At 54.9% G+C, this 15,309-nt stretch carries 16 protein-coding genes; 3 read left to right on the top strand and 13 right to left on the bottom strand.

Annotated elements, in window-relative coordinates; genetic code table 11:
* Nucleotides 1–104 precede the first annotated feature (104 nt).
* The 3 genes from pheT (at nucleotide 105) to KIH26_RS07705 (ending at nucleotide 3,324) form a co-directional block, all read left to right on the top strand.
* Entirely contained in the window at nucleotides 105–2,537 is a 2,433-nt protein-coding gene (gene pheT / locus KIH26_RS07715) for a phenylalanine--tRNA ligase subunit beta (RefSeq protein WP_213443851.1), read from the top strand.
* A gap of 114 nt (nucleotides 2,538–2,651) precedes the next feature.
* Nucleotides 2,652–2,963: an integration host factor subunit alpha gene (locus KIH26_RS07710; RefSeq protein WP_213443850.1), complete on the top strand. Its 312-nt coding sequence runs from the start codon at nucleotides 2,652–2,654 to the stop codon at nucleotides 2,961–2,963.
* 25 nt (nucleotides 2,964–2,988) lie between these two features.
* Nucleotides 2,989–3,324 carry a low molecular weight protein tyrosine phosphatase family protein gene (locus KIH26_RS07705; protein ID WP_213444775.1) on the top strand — a complete coding sequence of 112 codons (336 nt, stop codon included), beginning with the start codon at nucleotides 2,989–2,991 and terminating at the stop codon, nucleotides 3,322–3,324.
* Between the two features lie 84 nt (nucleotides 3,325–3,408).
* Here KIH26_RS07705 and KIH26_RS07700 read toward each other — a convergent pair whose 3' ends face one another.
* The 13 genes from KIH26_RS07700 to ltnD form a co-directional block, all read right to left on the bottom strand.
* The gene (locus KIH26_RS07700) at nucleotides 3,409–4,080 is read right to left on the bottom strand and encodes a YHS domain-containing (seleno)protein (RefSeq protein ID WP_213443849.1); all 672 of its coding nucleotides are present in this window, start codon (nucleotides 4,078–4,080) and stop codon (nucleotides 3,409–3,411) included.
* Between the two features lie 43 nt (nucleotides 4,081–4,123).
* Nucleotides 4,124–4,972, bottom strand: coding sequence for a 2-oxo-tetronate isomerase (gene otnI, locus KIH26_RS07695; RefSeq protein ID WP_213443848.1), 849 nt, complete (start codon nucleotides 4,970–4,972; stop codon nucleotides 4,124–4,126).
* 19 nt (nucleotides 4,973–4,991) lie between these two features.
* Nucleotides 4,992–5,651 carry a class II aldolase/adducin family protein gene (locus KIH26_RS07690; protein WP_213443846.1) on the bottom strand — a complete coding sequence of 220 codons (660 nt, stop codon included), beginning with the start codon at nucleotides 5,649–5,651 and terminating at the stop codon, nucleotides 4,992–4,994.
* On the bottom strand, nucleotides 5,648–6,913 hold the full coding sequence (otnK, locus tag KIH26_RS07685) for a 3-oxo-tetronate kinase (protein WP_213443845.1): 1,266 nt from the start codon (nucleotides 6,911–6,913) through the stop codon (nucleotides 5,648–5,650). Before otnK ends, KIH26_RS07690 begins: the two co-directional genes overlap by 4 nt.
* Before the next feature lie 18 nt (nucleotides 6,914–6,931).
* A complete protein-coding gene (locus KIH26_RS07680) occupies nucleotides 6,932–7,222 on the bottom strand; it encodes a putative quinol monooxygenase (protein ID WP_213443844.1) in 291 nt (96 codons plus the stop codon).
* Nucleotides 7,223–7,245: 23 nt separating this feature from the next.
* Nucleotides 7,246–8,538 (bottom strand): TRAP transporter large permease, encoded by a 1,293-nt coding sequence (locus KIH26_RS07675; RefSeq protein WP_213443843.1) that lies wholly within the window; start codon nucleotides 8,536–8,538, stop codon nucleotides 7,246–7,248.
* A 24-nt stretch (nucleotides 8,539–8,562) separates the two neighbouring features.
* Nucleotides 8,563–9,120 (bottom strand): TRAP transporter small permease, encoded by a 558-nt coding sequence (locus KIH26_RS07670; protein ID WP_213443842.1) that lies wholly within the window; start codon nucleotides 9,118–9,120, stop codon nucleotides 8,563–8,565.
* A gap of 25 nt (nucleotides 9,121–9,145) precedes the next feature.
* Nucleotides 9,146–10,159: a TRAP transporter substrate-binding protein gene (locus KIH26_RS07665; protein WP_213443841.1), complete on the bottom strand. Its 1,014-nt coding sequence runs from the start codon at nucleotides 10,157–10,159 to the stop codon at nucleotides 9,146–9,148.
* A gap of 44 nt (nucleotides 10,160–10,203) precedes the next feature.
* The gene (locus KIH26_RS17150) at nucleotides 10,204–11,298 is read right to left on the bottom strand and encodes a Gfo/Idh/MocA family protein (protein ID WP_213443840.1); all 1,095 of its coding nucleotides are present in this window, start codon (nucleotides 11,296–11,298) and stop codon (nucleotides 10,204–10,206) included.
* Nucleotides 11,295–12,407: an isocitrate/isopropylmalate dehydrogenase family protein gene (locus KIH26_RS07655; RefSeq protein ID WP_213443839.1), complete on the bottom strand. Its 1,113-nt coding sequence runs from the start codon at nucleotides 12,405–12,407 to the stop codon at nucleotides 11,295–11,297. Before KIH26_RS07655 ends, KIH26_RS17150 begins: the two co-directional genes overlap by 4 nt.
* A gap of 25 nt (nucleotides 12,408–12,432) precedes the next feature.
* On the bottom strand, nucleotides 12,433–13,125 hold the full coding sequence (locus KIH26_RS07650; protein ID WP_213443838.1) for a GntR family transcriptional regulator: 693 nt from the start codon (nucleotides 13,123–13,125) through the stop codon (nucleotides 12,433–12,435).
* A gap of 11 nt (nucleotides 13,126–13,136) precedes the next feature.
* The gene (locus KIH26_RS07645) at nucleotides 13,137–14,141 is read right to left on the bottom strand and encodes an SMP-30/gluconolactonase/LRE family protein (RefSeq protein WP_213443837.1); all 1,005 of its coding nucleotides are present in this window, start codon (nucleotides 14,139–14,141) and stop codon (nucleotides 13,137–13,139) included.
* 205 nt (nucleotides 14,142–14,346) lie between these two features.
* The gene (ltnD, locus tag KIH26_RS07640) at nucleotides 14,347–15,249 is read right to left on the bottom strand and encodes an L-threonate dehydrogenase (RefSeq protein WP_213443836.1); all 903 of its coding nucleotides are present in this window, start codon (nucleotides 15,247–15,249) and stop codon (nucleotides 14,347–14,349) included.
* Nucleotides 15,250–15,309: the final 60 nt, after the last annotated feature.

Here is a 15,309-nt window from a genome sequence, read left to right as displayed (position 1 = left end):
GCGCAAAACAAACGCAAAAGACGCAGAAATTCGATTGAATTCTTTTTGCGTCTTTTGCGGGCTTCTGTGAATTTTGCGTTCTATTGAGATGCAAGAAAGAATCTATGCAATTCCCCGAAAGTTGGCTCCGCGAATTTTGTAATCCTCCGCTGTCTACGCAGCAGCTCGCTGACGCGCTCACGATGGCTGGGTTGGAGGTGGAAGAAACGAAGACTGCTGCGCCACCGTTTAGCAAAGTCGTGATCGGTGAGATCAAAGCCTGCGAGCAGCATCCGAATGCGGATCGTTTGCGCGTTTGCCAAGTGGAAGCTGGGCAAGGTTCGCTTTTGAATATCGTCTGCGGCGCGCCCAACGCTCGTGTGGGCATTCGCATTCCCGTCGCGCTCGTGGGCGCGGAATTGCCGCCCGGTGAAGATGGCAAAGCCTTCCAGATCAAGCTGGGCAAGCTGCGCGGCGTGGAAAGCCAGGGCATGCTGTGTTCTGCCAAAGAGTTGAAGATCAGCGAAGCGGCGGAAGGCTTGTACGAGTTAGCTGCAGATGCGCCGATTGGCACGAGCATTCGTGATTACTTGAAGCTGGATGACACGCTGTTCACGCTCAAGCTCACGCCGAATCTGGGTCACAACTTGAGTGTGTATGGCATCGCTCGCGAAGTCTCGGCCATCACGGGCACGACTTTGCTCACGCCTGAGATCAAGCCGATTGCTGCCACGCTACAAGACAAGCTGGCCGTGAAAATCTCCGCCCCCGATCTGTGTGGCCGCTTCTCTGGCCGCATTGTGCGCGGCGTGAACACGAAGGCGAAAACGCCGCAGTGGATGGTTGATCGCCTCGCCGCCTGCGGGCAGCGCAGCGTGACGGCGCTGGTGGATATTTCCAATTATGTGATGTTTGAGTATGGCCGCCCCAGCCATATTTTTGATCTCGACAAGATTCATGGCGGCCTCGATGTGCGCTGGGCGAAGCCCGGCGAGACGCTCAAGCTACTCAATGGCAATACCGTCACGCTCGACGAGAAAGTTGGCATCATTGCTGATGATCAAGCTGTCGAATCGCTGGCCGGCATCATGGGTGGTGATTCCACTGCAGTGAGTGACGACACGCAGAATATCTACATCGAAGCCGCCTTCTGGTGGCCCGAAGCTGTGGCAGGCCGCTCGCGCCGTTTCAATTTCTCCACCGATGCCGGCCACCGCTTTGAACGCGGCGTTGATCCGATGCTGACCGTGGCACACATCGAGCACATCACGAAGCTCGTGCAAGAGATTTGCGGGGGCCAAGCGGCAGTGATGGATGATCAGCAGCCGAATATGCCAGTGCCGCGTGAGGTGAAGCTGCGCGTGGCGAGGGCTTGCAAGGTGATTGGTATGCCTGTGACGGCGCAGCAGTGCTTGGATGTGTTCACCAAGCTCGGCCTGTCTGCTACTTTGCAAGGTGACGTGATCACCGTCAAGCCGCCCGTCTATCGCTTTGACATCACGCTCGAAGAAGATTTGATCGAAGAAGTCGTGCGTATTGTGGGCTTCAACAGCCTGCCAGAAACCGCACCGCTTGCTCCAGTAGAGCCGAAAGCGCGCTCTGAGCGCAGCAAAGGCCGGTTTGCATTGCGCCGCTCTTTAGCTGCTCAAGGCTATTTGGAGACGATCAATTTCAGCTTCGTTGAAGAGCGCTGGGAGCGTGATCTGGCAGGTAATGCCGATCCGATCAAGCTGCTCAATCCGATTGCTAGCCAGTTGAGCGTGATGCGCTCGACCATTTTGGGTAGCTTGCTCGCGGTGCTCAAACACAACCAAGACCGCAAGGCTTCACGAGTGCGCGTGTTCGAGCTCGGGCGCGTGTTTGCTCGTGATACGAGTGTGAAGACCGCGATTGAAGAGGGTAGCCAGCAAGTGCAAGGCATCGCTCAGCCGCTGCGCATCGCCGCGCTGGCTTGGGGCGGCGCCGTGCAGCGCCAGTGGAGTAGCAAAGACACGGCCGCTGATTTTTACGATGCCAAGGGCGATGTGGAAGCGTTTCTAGCACCTGCCAAGCCAGAGTTCAAAGCCTTCGAGCATCCTGCGATGCACCCTGGTCGCTGCGCGCAAGTGCTGCTCAATGGTCAAGCGATTGGCGTGGTGGGCGAGCTGCATCCGCGCTGGAAGCAGGCTTATGAAATCACCGGCGCTGCACCTGTGATGTTTGAGCTGGATGTGAATGCTGTGATGGCGCGTGAGCTGCCTTCGAGCACGGCGATTTCTAAATTCCCCGCTGTTGAGCGCGATCTGGCCGTGGTGGTGAAAGAAACCGTGAGCCATAACGAGTTGATGCAAGCTATTCATGCCGCGAAGACGAATGGACTGTTGCACGACGCAATGCTGTTTGATGTGTTCCGCGCCAAAGAAGCCAGTGCCGCGCTTGGCTTGGATGAGAAGAGCTTGGCGATTCGCCTCACGCTGCAAGGCGAGGAAGCGACGCTGACCGATGAGCAGATTGAAGCAGCGGTTGCAGCTGTGCTTGCATCGCTGCAAAGTGGCATGGGTGCGCGTTTGCGTGCCTAAGCTTAAGTATTAATGGATATTTAAAGCCTTTTGAGCACTTCGCCCGCATGGATACTGCGCGAATTGCTATCAAATTAGTAGTATTAGAATAGCTTTAGGAATACGGAGAACTGTATGGATTTCATGGTCGAAAGTTTGGAAACGCCCGCGCTCACCAAAGCGCAATTGGCCGATATGCTGTTTGATCAGATTGGCCTGAACAAACGCGAATCCAAAGACATGATCGATGCCTTCTTCGATCTGATTTCCAAGAGCGTCGTCGATGGTCAAGACGTGAAAATCTCCGGCTTTGGCAATTTTCAAATCCGCACCAAGGCTCCGCGCCCAGGCCGCAACCCCCGCACAGGCGAACCCATCCCCATCGATTCCCGCCGAGTCGTGACTTTCCACGCGAGCCATAAGCTCAAAGATCAGATTCAGGGATGAGCCGAAATCTCAGGTGACGAAGCCAGTGCTTAATTGCTTGTTTGTTTGCAGTAAAAATAAATGGCGCAGCCCAACAGCCGAGCAAATTTTCTCAGAGCGCGATGATCTGCAATGTGACTCTGCGGGCTTAAGCAATGATGCTGAAGTGCCGCTATCGATTGAGTTGATTGAGTGGGCAGACATGATTTTCGTCATGGAAAAACAGCATAAATCGAAGCTTGCAGCGCAATTCAAGCCGCATCTCGCAGGCAAGAAAGTCATCTGCCTAAACATTCCAGACAACTACAAATTCATGGATCCCGAGTTGGTCAAACTGCTTGACCGTAAGGTGATGCCGTTTTTGCCCAAGTATTACAGCTAGCTAAGCAAGCCAGATGATATGAATTTGATAGCACTTCGCGCAGATTCTATGCCGGCAAACTGCTCAAAACGCTTAAAATTCTCTTTACTGAGGATACCCAAGCGCAGGTTGCCCAAATCCTTCTGCGGCGCGCCAACCAGGTTGTTTGGTGAAGAGGTTTTGCACCATGCCGCCGGGGTTGTAGCTGGGCCAAGTTTTGCCGGGATTTTTTTGTTCCCATTCTTGTTTGATTTGCAGACCGGTTTTGTAATGGGGCACTTTACTGGCATAAGCTGAGAGGGATGCGCTGCGCCAGCCTTTGTCTTTGATGTCTGGCCAGAGGCGATCTGCGTGACCGATGTTCCATGCGGGATCAAGCTTCCAGGCCTCAAAGCCGAGCACATCGCCAAAGATGAAGAGGCGGCCATCTTGAATGTGCCAGGCTGTGGGGTCTGAGCCGAGCTTGATGGCGTAGGCCGCGCCACTGGAGCAGAAGCCGCCATATTGCGGCTCGTATTTGGCGGCGTTGGCTTCAAACAAGGCTTTGTTTTGTGCTGAAGCAAAGTAGTAGCTGCGCTCGGGAAGCTTGACTTGATGCTGCGCGCTGCCTTTGACGGGCTTGCCTTCGGTGAAATAGGCCACCGGGTCGTAGCCCAAGAGCATCACGGGATCACCTGAACTGTTTTTTACCGTGGCGTAGGGCGTGCCGCAGGCAGCGAGCAAGCTGGCCATGAGCAGCAAGCCGATGGTGGCGAGGCGTTTGTACAAAGTGCTCATGCTTGAGTCTCCTGTGTTTCTGATTCGAGCCAGCAAGCTTGAATTAGTTCTTAGCAAGGTAAGGCTTGAGCCAACCGAGGCCGCTGGATGTGCCTCCCGCTTGCGCACCGTTCTTCGGGCGGTATTCGCAGCCTATCCAGCCGTTCCAACCCGATTGCTGGCTCAATTCATCGATGAGTTTGAAAAGATAGTCGTAGTTCAACTCGCCAATACTAGGCTCATGTCGCTCGGGCACACCGGCGATTTGCAGATGGCTGACTTGGCTTGTGGGCAGATATTTGCGCAGCTTCATCGCCACATCGCCTTCAACAATTTGGCAGTGATAGAGATCCATCTGTACTTTGAGATTGGGTGCGCCAATCATTCCGATGATCTCGTGTGCATGATCTTGACGGTTCAAGAAAAAGCGCGGGATATCGCGGGTGTTGATAGGCTCGATCAGTACATCGAGGCCAGCTTCAGCGGCCTGATCTGCTGCCCAGTGCAGATTGCTCACGTAGGTGGCTTGCACGTCTTCGCGGCCGAGGCCCTCGGGGATGAGGCCAGCCATCACATGAATGCGCGGGCATTTCAAGACTTTGGCGTAGGTGATCGCTAGGGCAATGCCTGTTTTGAATTCTGCTGCGCGCCCGGGCACGCAAGCTGTGCCTTTGCTGCCTTCTACATCCCAAGCCCTGGCGATGCTGGCACGGTCTGTTCCGCCGGGGGGCGCATTGAAGAGCACCTGCTGCAGGCCATTGCTTGATAGGCGAGCAGCAAGCTCAGCTGCATCAAAAGCATAGGGAAACAGATACTCCACAGCTTTAAAACCATCTTTCGCAGCTGCTTCAAAACGATCAAGAAACGGCAGATCGGGATACATCATCGAGAGGTTGGCGGCGAATTGAGGCATGTTCTTCTTTGAAAGTGAATTACCAAATGGCGTTAAAAGCTAGGCGCAGCTCTTCGATCTGCGAATCAGTCAAAGGCGTAGTGCCCGGTTGAAGCAGAGCGAGCTTGGCGGTTTCCTCCAGCTCCTCCAGCACGGCCATGGCGGAAGCTGGGCTGCTTGACCAGACATTGGGGCCTAGGCGCGGCAGCATCACGGCGCGAATTGGCGTGCCGCGTTGGCCATACTCGGCGATGCGCTGCGCCACTTCCTGCGCGGCAGCAGCAGAGCCAGGGCGCTGATAGTTAATCACAGGCACATGGCCGACCTTCATCACGAAATAAGGCGTGATGGCTGGCAACAACTCAGCGCTGGGAGACTGCAAGCTCAGCGCCACACAATGCGTGCTGTGCGTGTGAATGACGCAAGAAGCTTGTGTGGTAAATGGGGCGCTGGCCTTGTAAATACTTGCGTGAAGTGCTATTGTTTTGCTAGCGCGGTCGCCGCTGACTTGCTGCAAATTTCCATCGAGTTTGGCGAGCTTTGCGGGGTCTAAAAAACCCAGGCAAGCATCCGTTGGCGTAATCAAGAAGCCATCATCCAGCCGCACGCTGATATTGCCCGCAGTGGCATGCACATAGCCACGATCAAACAGGCTCTTACCGACGCGACAGATTTCTTCTCGGGCTTGTGATTCGTTCATGCGAGAAGTGTAAAAGCTTTGGTGAAGAAATCTTCAGCACCGAAATTGCCGGATTTGAGCGTGATGTGCAGGGGCGTGTCGCCAGGCTTGGCAAAACACCAAGGCACACCCGGCGCGATCTGCGGGCCGATTTGCATTTGCGTGATACCCAGCGCTTGCACGCATGCGCCCGATGTTTCACCACCTGCGACCACCAATTGCCGCACACCTGCGGCGACCAAGCCTTTGGCAATCGCGGCCAGTGTGCGCTCAACAAGAGCACCTGCGGCTTCCACGCCAAGCTGGTTTTGAACAGCTTTGATCGCCGCTGGCTCTGCTGTTGAGTAAATCAGCACAGGCTTGCTTGGCAGTAAAGGTTTTGCCCAAGCCAAGGCTTCGGAAACGACATCTTTGCCAGAAGAAATACTCAGCGGGTCAATCGCCAAAGCAGGCAGGCCAGCTGCGATAAAGGCTTGCACCTGCGCATTGGTCGCCACCGAGCAACTGCCCGACACCACCGCCTGCAAGCCAGCTGCCGGAGGCAGAGCGCTCGATTTTTCAGAAGGCGTGATGCCGAAATTTTGCGGTAAACCAATCGCCACGCCCGAGCCTGCGGTGACCAAGGGCATGTCTTTAAGCGCTTCGCCTAAGCGCATCAAATCTTCATTGCTGATCGCATCCACAATCGCAACACCCACGCCCTCTGACTTGAGTTGCGCGATACGCTCAGAGACAGCTTCTGCGCCACGTGCAACAACGCTGTAATCAATCAAGCCCACCTTGCGTTTCGTCTGTGCTTGCATCACGCGCACGAGATTCGAGTCGTGCATGGGCGTGAGCGGGTGGTTTTGCATACCGCTTTCATTGAGCAAGCCATCGCCTGCAAAGAGGTAGCCTTTGAACACAGTGCGCTTGTTGTCCGGAAAGGCTGGCGTGGCAATTGTGTAATCCGTGCCCATTGCGTCCATCAAGGCCTCGGTCACAGGACCGATGTTGCCTTGCGGCGTGCTATCAAATGTAGAGCAATACTTGAAGTAAATTTGCCTGCTGCCCTGGCTTTTGAGCCATGATAGTGCTGCCAAGGATTGTTGGACAGCTTCTTGAGGTGCAATCGTACGAGACTTGAGTGCGACAACCACGGCATCAATTTCTGAATCAAGCGGTGTGGCGGGCACACCAATCGTTTGCACCACGCGCATGCCCGCGCGCACGAGGTTATTAGCTAGATCCGTCGCACCTGTGAAATCGTCGGCGATACAGCCCAAGCTTAAAGTTTGAGGCATTCAAAGCTCCTTTTGCACTCAAGAGTCTATCCGGTTGAAAGTGTGCACCATTTTGCTGATGATTTGAGGGGCAGTGCGTGTATTGAAATCCAGAAAATGAGGCATCTTCAAATGTGCATCAAAGTCTTCTTTGGTGCGATAAATCTCGTACAAAAAAACATGATTTGCATCATTTGCGGCAATGCACACATCAAATTGCAAACAGTTCTCCTCCAGATCGAGCGAGGCTTGGGCATTGGCCAACATGCTTGGCATGAAGCTCTCCATCTGGCCGGGGTGGATGTGAAAATCTACGGTGACGACAAACATGGTGCTAGCTCGTTTTGAACTCATCAGCCTAAGGACGCAATAAGCCTAGGCAGCCATGCAGTCAGTTCAGGCACATAGGTGATCAGCAAGACCACGCTGAAGGTCGCGGCCATCATGATCCAGAGGTTGCTGGTGATCTCGCTGATCGACGCTCGCGCTAGCTTTGCAGCGACGAATAATGTGCCCCCCACAGGCGGCGTGTAAAGCGCAATCGCCAAGTTCGCTGTCATGATCACGCCCATATGAACCAAATCCATTTTGAAGGCCATGGCCAAAGGCAAGAAGAGCGGGGCGGCCATCAGCAGAGCGGGCAGGGGTTCGATGAAGATACCGAGCAAAACCAAGGCGACGTTGAGCATGATGAGGAACACCCACTTCACATGCGCCACTGAGCCCACCCAATCGGCCAACTGCTGCGCCACGCCTTCAGCCGTGATGAGCCAGGCTAGAGCACCTGTCGCGCCAATCACCAGCATCACCGTGGCGCTGGTCATGAAAGCTCTGAGCAGCAGGTTGGGAATATCTTTGATAGATAGATCGCGATAGACCACCATCGAGACGAAGAGGCCATAGACCACGGCTACAGCTGCGGCTTCAGTGGGCGTGAAGTAGCCCGACCAAATGCCGCCGATGATGAAGACGGGCATCAAGAGAGCCGGGCCAGCACTCACAGCAGCGCGATAAATCTCGCTTAAGCGTGCGGGTTTGCCGCCTTTATCCACTCCGGTTTTCTTACCGTGCCACATGCAAATCGCGATCAAAGCCAGTGCGGAGATGATGGCTGGGATCAAACCGGCCATTGACAAGGTGCGCATCGATACGCCAGAGATGAAGGCGTAGACCAAGAAGGGAATCGACAGCGGCATCAACAAAGCGAGTGTGCCCGCCACAGCCACCAAAGCTGCTGCAAAGCCGCGGGTATAGCCTTTTGCGAGCATCGCAGGAATCACCAAGGCGCCAATCGCTGCAGTATCCGCAATCGCTGAGCCGGACACACCGCCAAACAGCAAGCAGGACACCACAGTGACGATGCCCAAGCCACCCGGCAACCAGCCAAACAGTACATTCGCGAAATTCACGATGCGCTTGCCCACACCGCCTTGCGCAAGCAACTCGCCCGTGAAGACAAACAATGGCACGGCAATCAAAATGAAAGGCTCGACACCGCCAATGAAAGCGAGGAACACGCTGTCTAGAGGGTATTGCATGCCCATGAAGGTGACGATGCCCACCGTGGTGGCCAGCAGCGACACCATGAGTGGAATGCCAGCCAGCGCCAGCGCAAAAAACAAACCAAAAATGATCAAAGCTAACATGACGACTCTCGTTAATAGTCTTTTTTAGTGGTCTTCGGGGTATCGTTGCTCACGCGGGATACCTCGCAAAATCAGCCACAGGTCATACGCAACAAACAAGAGCATCAACCCAGAGCCCAATGGCAAAGGCATGTATTGCCAAGCCATAGGCCATTCCAGCGTGGTGAGCACATTGCCCCAACTTTGCTGGACGATCTTGATGCCGAAGACAAAAACCACCCCCAAAACGATGAGGGTGAAGACCTGCACGGCAGCATCAGCCCAGCGCCGTTTGGCTGGAGTAAGTTTGTCAAGGAACTCATTGATCGTCATGTGCGCGCCGCGCTGAGCTGCAGCTGCACCACCGAGGAAAGTCACCCAGACCATCATCATTTCTCCCAACTCCAGTAGCCAAGCGAAATCGATGCCAACGACGCGCAAGACAACGTTGATGAAGATCAAAGCAGCCAGCGCTCCGCCGATGAGAATCACGGAATAATCCACGAGCTTACCGATGCTCTTGAGCCAGGTAGGCTGAGGCAAAGGAACTGAGCTTGGCTTTTCGCTTTGAGCGCTGTCCATGGAGGCGGGGGCTGCTTGCATTTGGGTGATTTCCTTGTCTGCTTGCTTACTTCACGGCCTTGCGGATCGCTGCAGTTTCAGCCAAAACGCGATCCACATCCGCGCCGTATTTTTCACGAGCCTTGGCATAAACCGGCTCAACAGATTTACGGAAAGCCTCGGTGTTGGGTTTGCGATTGACCTTGGCACCTTTTTGCTCCATGTCAAACAGCAGCTTTTCATCGTTATCGCGGATGAAGTTACGCTGGAAGGGTGCTACTTCACGAGCTGCGCGTGTGACAGCTTGTTGATCAGCTGGCGAGAGGCGCTGCCACGTCTTTTCAGAAATAGCCATCGGAATCGGGCTATAGACGTGATTGGTCAACGTCACATGCGGGGCGACTTCATAAAACTTGTTGGAGGCAATAGTGTCAATCGGATTTTCTTGCCCAAAAACTGCGCCTTGTTGAATCGCGAGATACACCTCGGGCAAAGGCATGATTTGAATACCAAAGCCCATGGCCTCGAGCTGCCAGCGCATCATTTCATTCGGGAAGGTGCGCAGCTTCTTGCCTTTGGCATCCTCGGGGCTGCTCAATTTCTCGCGGGTGGTCATGTTGCGAAAACCAGCCTCCCAAGTGGCCAAAAAGCGGAAGCCTTTGGCGGGCGCTTTGTCAAATTGCTCTTTGAGCCATTTGGATTCGTCGTAAAACTTCCAGCCTTGGGTGTAGGAGTCGATGATGAAGGGCATCATGGTGAGATTCAGTGTGGGGAGCTGGCCGGCGTAAGAGCCGGTAGCAGACACCGTGAAATCAATGCCACCCAAAACAAGCTGCTCAATGTTCTTCGGGTCATTGCCCAACTGGCTGCAGCAAAATACCTGCACCTTGTAGCGGCCTTGGGTGTATTCCTCCACCTTTTTGGCGAAAATTTGTGCGCCTGCTTGGCGCGCGCCTTGGGCTTGATCGGTGTGGCTGAATTTCAGGATCGTTTGAGCCTGAGTTTGCATACCTGTCGCTAATGCGGCGCAGGCTGCAGCAGCAAGCGCAATGGATTTGAGCGTGATACGACGTGTTTTCATGAGAGTCTCCTTCTGTAAAAATCAAACGGGCAAAGAATTGGGGCTTAAGAAACGGTGGCTAAAACGGGATTCGTAGGAATCTCAGGCGGGGTGAAACGATCGATCTCGATGCGACAGCCTTGTGCATGCGAGGCATACACGGCTTCTTGAATACGCAGATTACGCAGGTAATCGCGTGCTGTGTTCTCGGCTGGAAAACCACTGCTCAAGGAATTCACGACATGCTGTTGCAGGCGTTGGCAAGCACTGCCACCAAATTGCGTCTCGCAGCCGCTGTCATAATCCAGCGCTTTCTCGGTGCCTAGGTGAGGTTTGAAGTACAACTTCGCATTGCCATCCAAGCGCAAGATGCCATGTTCGCCTTCGAGCCACATCTCGCCCATGGTGCGACGTGGGTTGTCGGCCACATGATCGTTGAGACGATTGCCATCCAAGCTGCCTGTGGCGCCAGTAGCAAACTCGAAGTGGATAAATCCTGCATCTTCTCCAGCAATCACTGGATTGATACGGCGTAAATGCGCATAGACTGATTTCACCTCGCCGCACAGGTAGCGGAAGGTATCAATGAAATGAACCACTGTTTCAGCCACTAAAAAGCGAGGCAGTTTTTGAAAATAAGGCTGACGACCGAGGTAGGCATCTACGCCTTGGCCGTCGCCGGGGCGCAAGCGGAATGAGATGCCATGCAGTTTGCCCAACATGCCCATATCAATCAGCCTGCGCATTTCGCGATACCAGGGCATGAAACGGAAATTCTCGTGCACGATCAGCGGTATCTTGGCTTGTTCGGCAAGCTCGGTCATGGCGAGTGCTTGCGCAAAGCAGGTAGCAAAAGGTTTTTGGCAAATGGTGGGGATGCCTCGTGTCACTGCTTGGCGGATCAGGCTCTCGTGACTGCCCGGTGGCGTCACGATATCGAGTAAATCAATATCCACTGACGCGAACATTTTCTCTGGACTGCTCATGGAACGAGCGGCACCAAACTGTAGCGCACTCTGTGCTGCTTTCTGTTCGTCCGCATCACACACAGCCACGATCTCGATGCCAGGCAGGTTTTGCCAGCCATGCAAATGAAACTGGCTGAAGTAGCCCGCGCCAATCACGGCGACGCGCTGGACAGGGCGCGCGGCCTGAGTCACGCAGGCGCTCCTTGATTTTTATGGGTTTTCAGGTGGCTGAGCACCGCTTGCGTGACTTGTGCTGTGCCGCTCGTACCGCCAAATTCAAAGGGCCGCACCTGACCTTGTGCAAAAGCATGTTCTACCGCAGCTTCAATCGCGCGAGCACCATCCATCAAAGCGCTGTCACCGTGCTTTGCGCCCAGCCAATCGAGCATCATGGCCGCAGACAAAATCATCGCTGTGGGATTGGCCTTGCCTTGGCCCACGATATCGGGCGCTGTGCCGTGGGCGGGCTGAAAGAGGGCGTGCTTGTCGCCAATATCGCCCGAAGGTGCCATGCCCATGCCGCCCACGAGCGCTGCGATCAGGTCTGACAAGATGTCGCCAAACATGTTTTCCGTGACGAGCACGTCATACGCCCAAGGCTTCATCACAAGGTTGAGTGCCATCGCATCGACATAGGCGCTATCAACTGCCATGCTTGGATGCTTGGCCGCAGTTTCTTCAAAAATCTTGCGCCAAAACGCCATGGAAGCAAACACATTGGCTTTGTCCACATTGGTGACGCGGCCTGGGCGGCCTTTGGTCGCTTCGCGTTGCTGGGCTAGTTGAAAGGCGAATTCGCAGACGCGCTCGGTGCCTGCGCGTGTGATTTTCATGGGGTCAATCACGGCTTCATCACCATGCGCCTCGCCACGGCCTCGTGCATAAAAGAGACCCTCGGTGGATTCGCGCACGAGCACGAAATCAATCTCCGACGCACGGGGATGGGCCAGAGGAGTGGGCAGGCCTTTGAAGGTGCGGATCGGGCGGACGCCCGCATACAGGTCGAAACGGAAACGCAGATCGAGCTGCGGAATGATCTCCGTGCCGTCAGCGCCTCGCACATGGGGCAAGCCCATCGCGCCAAACAAAATCGCATCGGCTTTTTCGCAATCAGTCAGCACTTTATCCGTCAAAGCTACGCCGTGGTCAGCGTAATGCTGCGCGCCAGCGACGTGTTGCTCGAAATGAAAGCGGCGGTTAATACTTTGACCGATTTTTTCCAAGACGGCCAGTGCACTGGGCATCACCTCATTGCCAATGCCATCGCCGGGAAGCACGCTGATGTGAAAAGAAGTTGTCATTCAAGAATCCGAAAGAAGTGAGATTTCAAAGTTGCTGGAGCTGGTAGCGCTCAAAAATCGCTAGCAGCTCGCGGCTGGCACGTTCGCGGTGGCTGCGGTTGACCTGCGCAGCACCTGCGCCATCGCCAGCGGCGAGCATGTCCACGAGCTGCATATGTTCTTTGGTCGAGTTAACTGGCTTGGGGCGCAGGCGTAGCGTGAACATCCGGGCGCGGTGCGCGCGATCCCAGTAGCCCATCACAGTTTCCAGCAGCATGCGGTTGCCAGCGAGTTTCACCAAAGCGAGGTGAAAGGTTTCATCTGCTTTCGCCCAAGCATCCAAATCTTCGCGCACGAGAGCAGCTTCCATCAATTGAGTGGCTTCCACCAGAGGCTTAAGCTCTTGTTGAGAAGGCTTTCTCTTGCCCAAGATTTCGGCAGCCATGCATTCCAGCGCAGTGAGAATTTCATAAATCTCACGCATATCTGTGGGCGAGACGGGCAAGACGCGCATTCCGCGCCGTGGAGCGACCTCGACCAAACCCTCTTGCTGCAAACGCATCAGGGCTTCACGCACTGGCGTGCGGCTCATGCCCAAGGCGAGAGCCACCTCTTGCTCCAAAGCTTGATAGCCGGGCGTCCAAAGGTTGTCCAGAATACGGGAACGAATCTCTTGATAAGCCTGCTCTGCAAGTGGCAGGCTTTCCATGTCTTTGTTACTGTGGCGCAGTGCGGTCATGCTGAAGGTCCTCAATAATTCCAATGAATCGGTGGATGGCCAGCTACGGGCATGTGCAGGGTTGCCAAGCTCTCGCCCAGCAAGCAGCCCAGATAGCCTGTGCGCAAATCTTTCCCGCCAAAAGCCAGACTGGAGATATTGCTAAGCTGCTTGGATTTCACACCATCCAAATGCGGGCGACCCATGCTGTGGCTTTGATAGGCCTCTTCCACCCAAGCGAGATGATTGGCATCGACATCTTCTAGATAAATCGTCTGCTCACCCGATGGCGATACGCGAATCAGGCGGTTGCTCACAATGCTCACGATCCACACATGGCCTTCCACATCAAAAGCCATGCCATCAGGATAGGTGCCCGCGCCAAACTCGGTGACAACTTCTTTGCTGCCCAAGCTGCCATCTGGGCGTACGGGGAAGCGCGATAGACGGCGCGTGAAGGTTTCGTTCACATACAGCCATTGGCCAGTGGGATCGAAGGCGATTTCATTGGTGTAGCCTAGGCCATCAGCGGCGATGCGGGCGCTTTTCGGATCGTTAGGATCATCCATACAAACGATGAAGCCATCGCTGCAGGTGTTACGGTAGCCTAGAGCGCGGGGCTTGAGGCGGGTGCTGATGGTGATCCACAGTCGACCTTGCGCATCTTCAAGCGGATAGTTGGTCGGGGGCAGGGCGATACCGTCGACTTCCCTGAGCACTGGCCGTGTGCTCCCGTCACGCTGCAAGCTGAACACGCCGCCCAGCTCAGCGCCCAAATGCGCTAGCAAAAACGAACCATCTTTGCGCAACGCGATGCCATTAGGCTTGAGAACTTCGCCATCTATAGGTTGTGCAGCGTAGAAGGTCTGGCTGCCATCCGAATGCATATGCGCCACTCCACCGCGCCAATCGGCGGTAAACAGATCCCCCCGCGAGTTTGCGAGCACACATTCTGGCCTAACCAAGCCAAGCCCTGTCCAAGCTTTCAAACTCAGCGATAGACTCTGTTCTTGTACGGCGTTGTTGCTGGCACTCATGGCTCTGTATTCGTCAAGCGTTCATTAATGTATGCATTAATGATAATGTATACGTTAAATTGCTAATGAAGAATACATTGATGCAGGTATTTACCCTAGGAAATACGGAAAATCGTACAAAAGAGGGTCGGAAATTGGACGAAAACAGTCAATCACCGGCAGAGAATCTGCGCGGAGTGCTACGAAATTGAGAGCAAAACTCTGATCATACCTTTTTAGGCAAATCGATACCGGGGAAGATTTTGATCACGGCGCTGTCGTCTTCTTTGGCAAAGCCGGCGGTGGAGGCTTGCATGAACATTTGGTGCGCTGTGGAGGAGAGTGGCAAAGGGAATTTGCTGGCTCTGGCCATATCGAGCACGAGACCTAAGTCTTTCACGAAGATATCTACGGCGGAGAGCGGCGTGTAATCCGCCGCGAGCACATGGGCCATGCGGTTTTCAAACATCCAGCTGTTGCCCGCGCTGTGCGTGATCACCTCGTACAGCGCTGCGGGATCGACACCTTCGCGCAAGCCGAGCGCCATGGCTTCTGCGGCTGCTGCGATGTGTACGCCTGCGAGCAGTTGATTGATCACCTTGACTTTGCTGCCTGCGCCAGCTTTGTCACCCAGCTTGTAGAGCGTGCCGGCCATCGCACTTAGGAATGGCTCAGCAATCGCGTAGGCCTCAGGCTTGCCAGCGCTCATCATCGTCATCTCGCCGCTGGCTGCGCGCGCTGCGCCGCCGGAGATGGGTGCATCGATGTAGAGAATGCCGAGCTTTTCTAGGCGAGCTTCGAGGGCAATCGACCAATTGGGATCGACGGTGGAGCACATCACGAAGACGTTGCCGGGTTTCATGGCGCTGGCGCAGCCATTCTCACCAAAGAGCACGCTTTCTGTCTGCGCTGCATTCACCACGACTGAGATGATGACTTGGCAGTTCTTAGCGAGCTCTGCAGGAGATGAGCATGCTGTGCCGCCTTGCGTGGCAAAGGCTTGCGCTACTTCACTGCGCACATCAAAAACATAGGGCGCATGACCTTTACGACATAGCGAGCCCGCCATACCGCTGCCCATGGCACCGAGGCCGATCAAACCAACTTGAGATGCAACTTGTGTGTTCATCCCACCATCGTAGCGCAAGCCAGCCGTTCGGGCTGAGCTTGTCGAAGCCCCAAAGAGCCC

The organism is Variovorax sp. PCZ-1, from assembly GCF_018413605.1.
Classification (GTDB): domain Bacteria; phylum Pseudomonadota; class Gammaproteobacteria; order Burkholderiales; family Burkholderiaceae_C; genus JANMDU01.
The sequence above is the reverse complement of the archived record's forward strand: the minus strand, read 5'-3'. Positions and strand labels throughout refer to the sequence as shown.

Bases quoted from the DNA above. Each gene is read 5' to 3' on its own strand.
- pheT (WP_213443851.1), top strand. From the start codon at position 105: ATGCAATTCCCCGAAAGTTGGCTCCGCGAATTTTGTAATCCTCCGCTG.
- KIH26_RS07710 (WP_213443850.1), top strand. From the start codon at position 2,652: ATGGATTTCATGGTCGAAAGTTTGGAAACGCCCGCGCTCACCAAAGCG.
- KIH26_RS07700 (WP_213443849.1), bottom strand. From the start codon at position 4,080: ATGAGCACTTTGTACAAACGCCTCGCCACCATCGGCTTGCTGCTCATG.
- otnI (WP_213443848.1), bottom strand. From the start codon at position 4,972: ATGCCTCAATTCGCCGCCAACCTCTCGATGATGTATCCCGATCTGCCG.
- KIH26_RS07690 (WP_213443846.1), bottom strand. From the start codon at position 5,651: ATGAACGAATCACAAGCCCGAGAAGAAATCTGTCGCGTCGGTAAGAGC.
- otnK (WP_213443845.1), bottom strand. From the start codon at position 6,913: ATGCCTCAAACTTTAAGCTTGGGCTGTATCGCCGACGATTTCACAGGT.
- KIH26_RS07680 (WP_213443844.1), bottom strand. From the start codon at position 7,222: ATGTTTGTCGTCACCGTAGATTTTCACATCCACCCCGGCCAGATGGAG.
- KIH26_RS07675 (WP_213443843.1), bottom strand. From the start codon at position 8,538: ATGTTAGCTTTGATCATTTTTGGTTTGTTTTTTGCGCTGGCGCTGGCT.
- KIH26_RS07670 (WP_213443842.1), bottom strand. From the start codon at position 9,120: ATGCAAGCAGCCCCCGCCTCCATGGACAGCGCTCAAAGCGAAAAGCCA.
- KIH26_RS07665 (WP_213443841.1), bottom strand. From the start codon at position 10,159: ATGAAAACACGTCGTATCACGCTCAAATCCATTGCGCTTGCTGCTGCA.
- KIH26_RS07655 (WP_213443839.1), bottom strand. From the start codon at position 12,407: ATGACAACTTCTTTTCACATCAGCGTGCTTCCCGGCGATGGCATTGGC.
- KIH26_RS07650 (WP_213443838.1), bottom strand. From the start codon at position 13,125: ATGACCGCACTGCGCCACAGTAACAAAGACATGGAAAGCCTGCCACTT.
- KIH26_RS07645 (WP_213443837.1), bottom strand. From the start codon at position 14,141: ATGAGTGCCAGCAACAACGCCGTACAAGAACAGAGTCTATCGCTGAGT.
- ltnD (WP_213443836.1), bottom strand. From the start codon at position 15,249: ATGAACACACAAGTTGCATCTCAAGTTGGTTTGATCGGCCTCGGTGCC.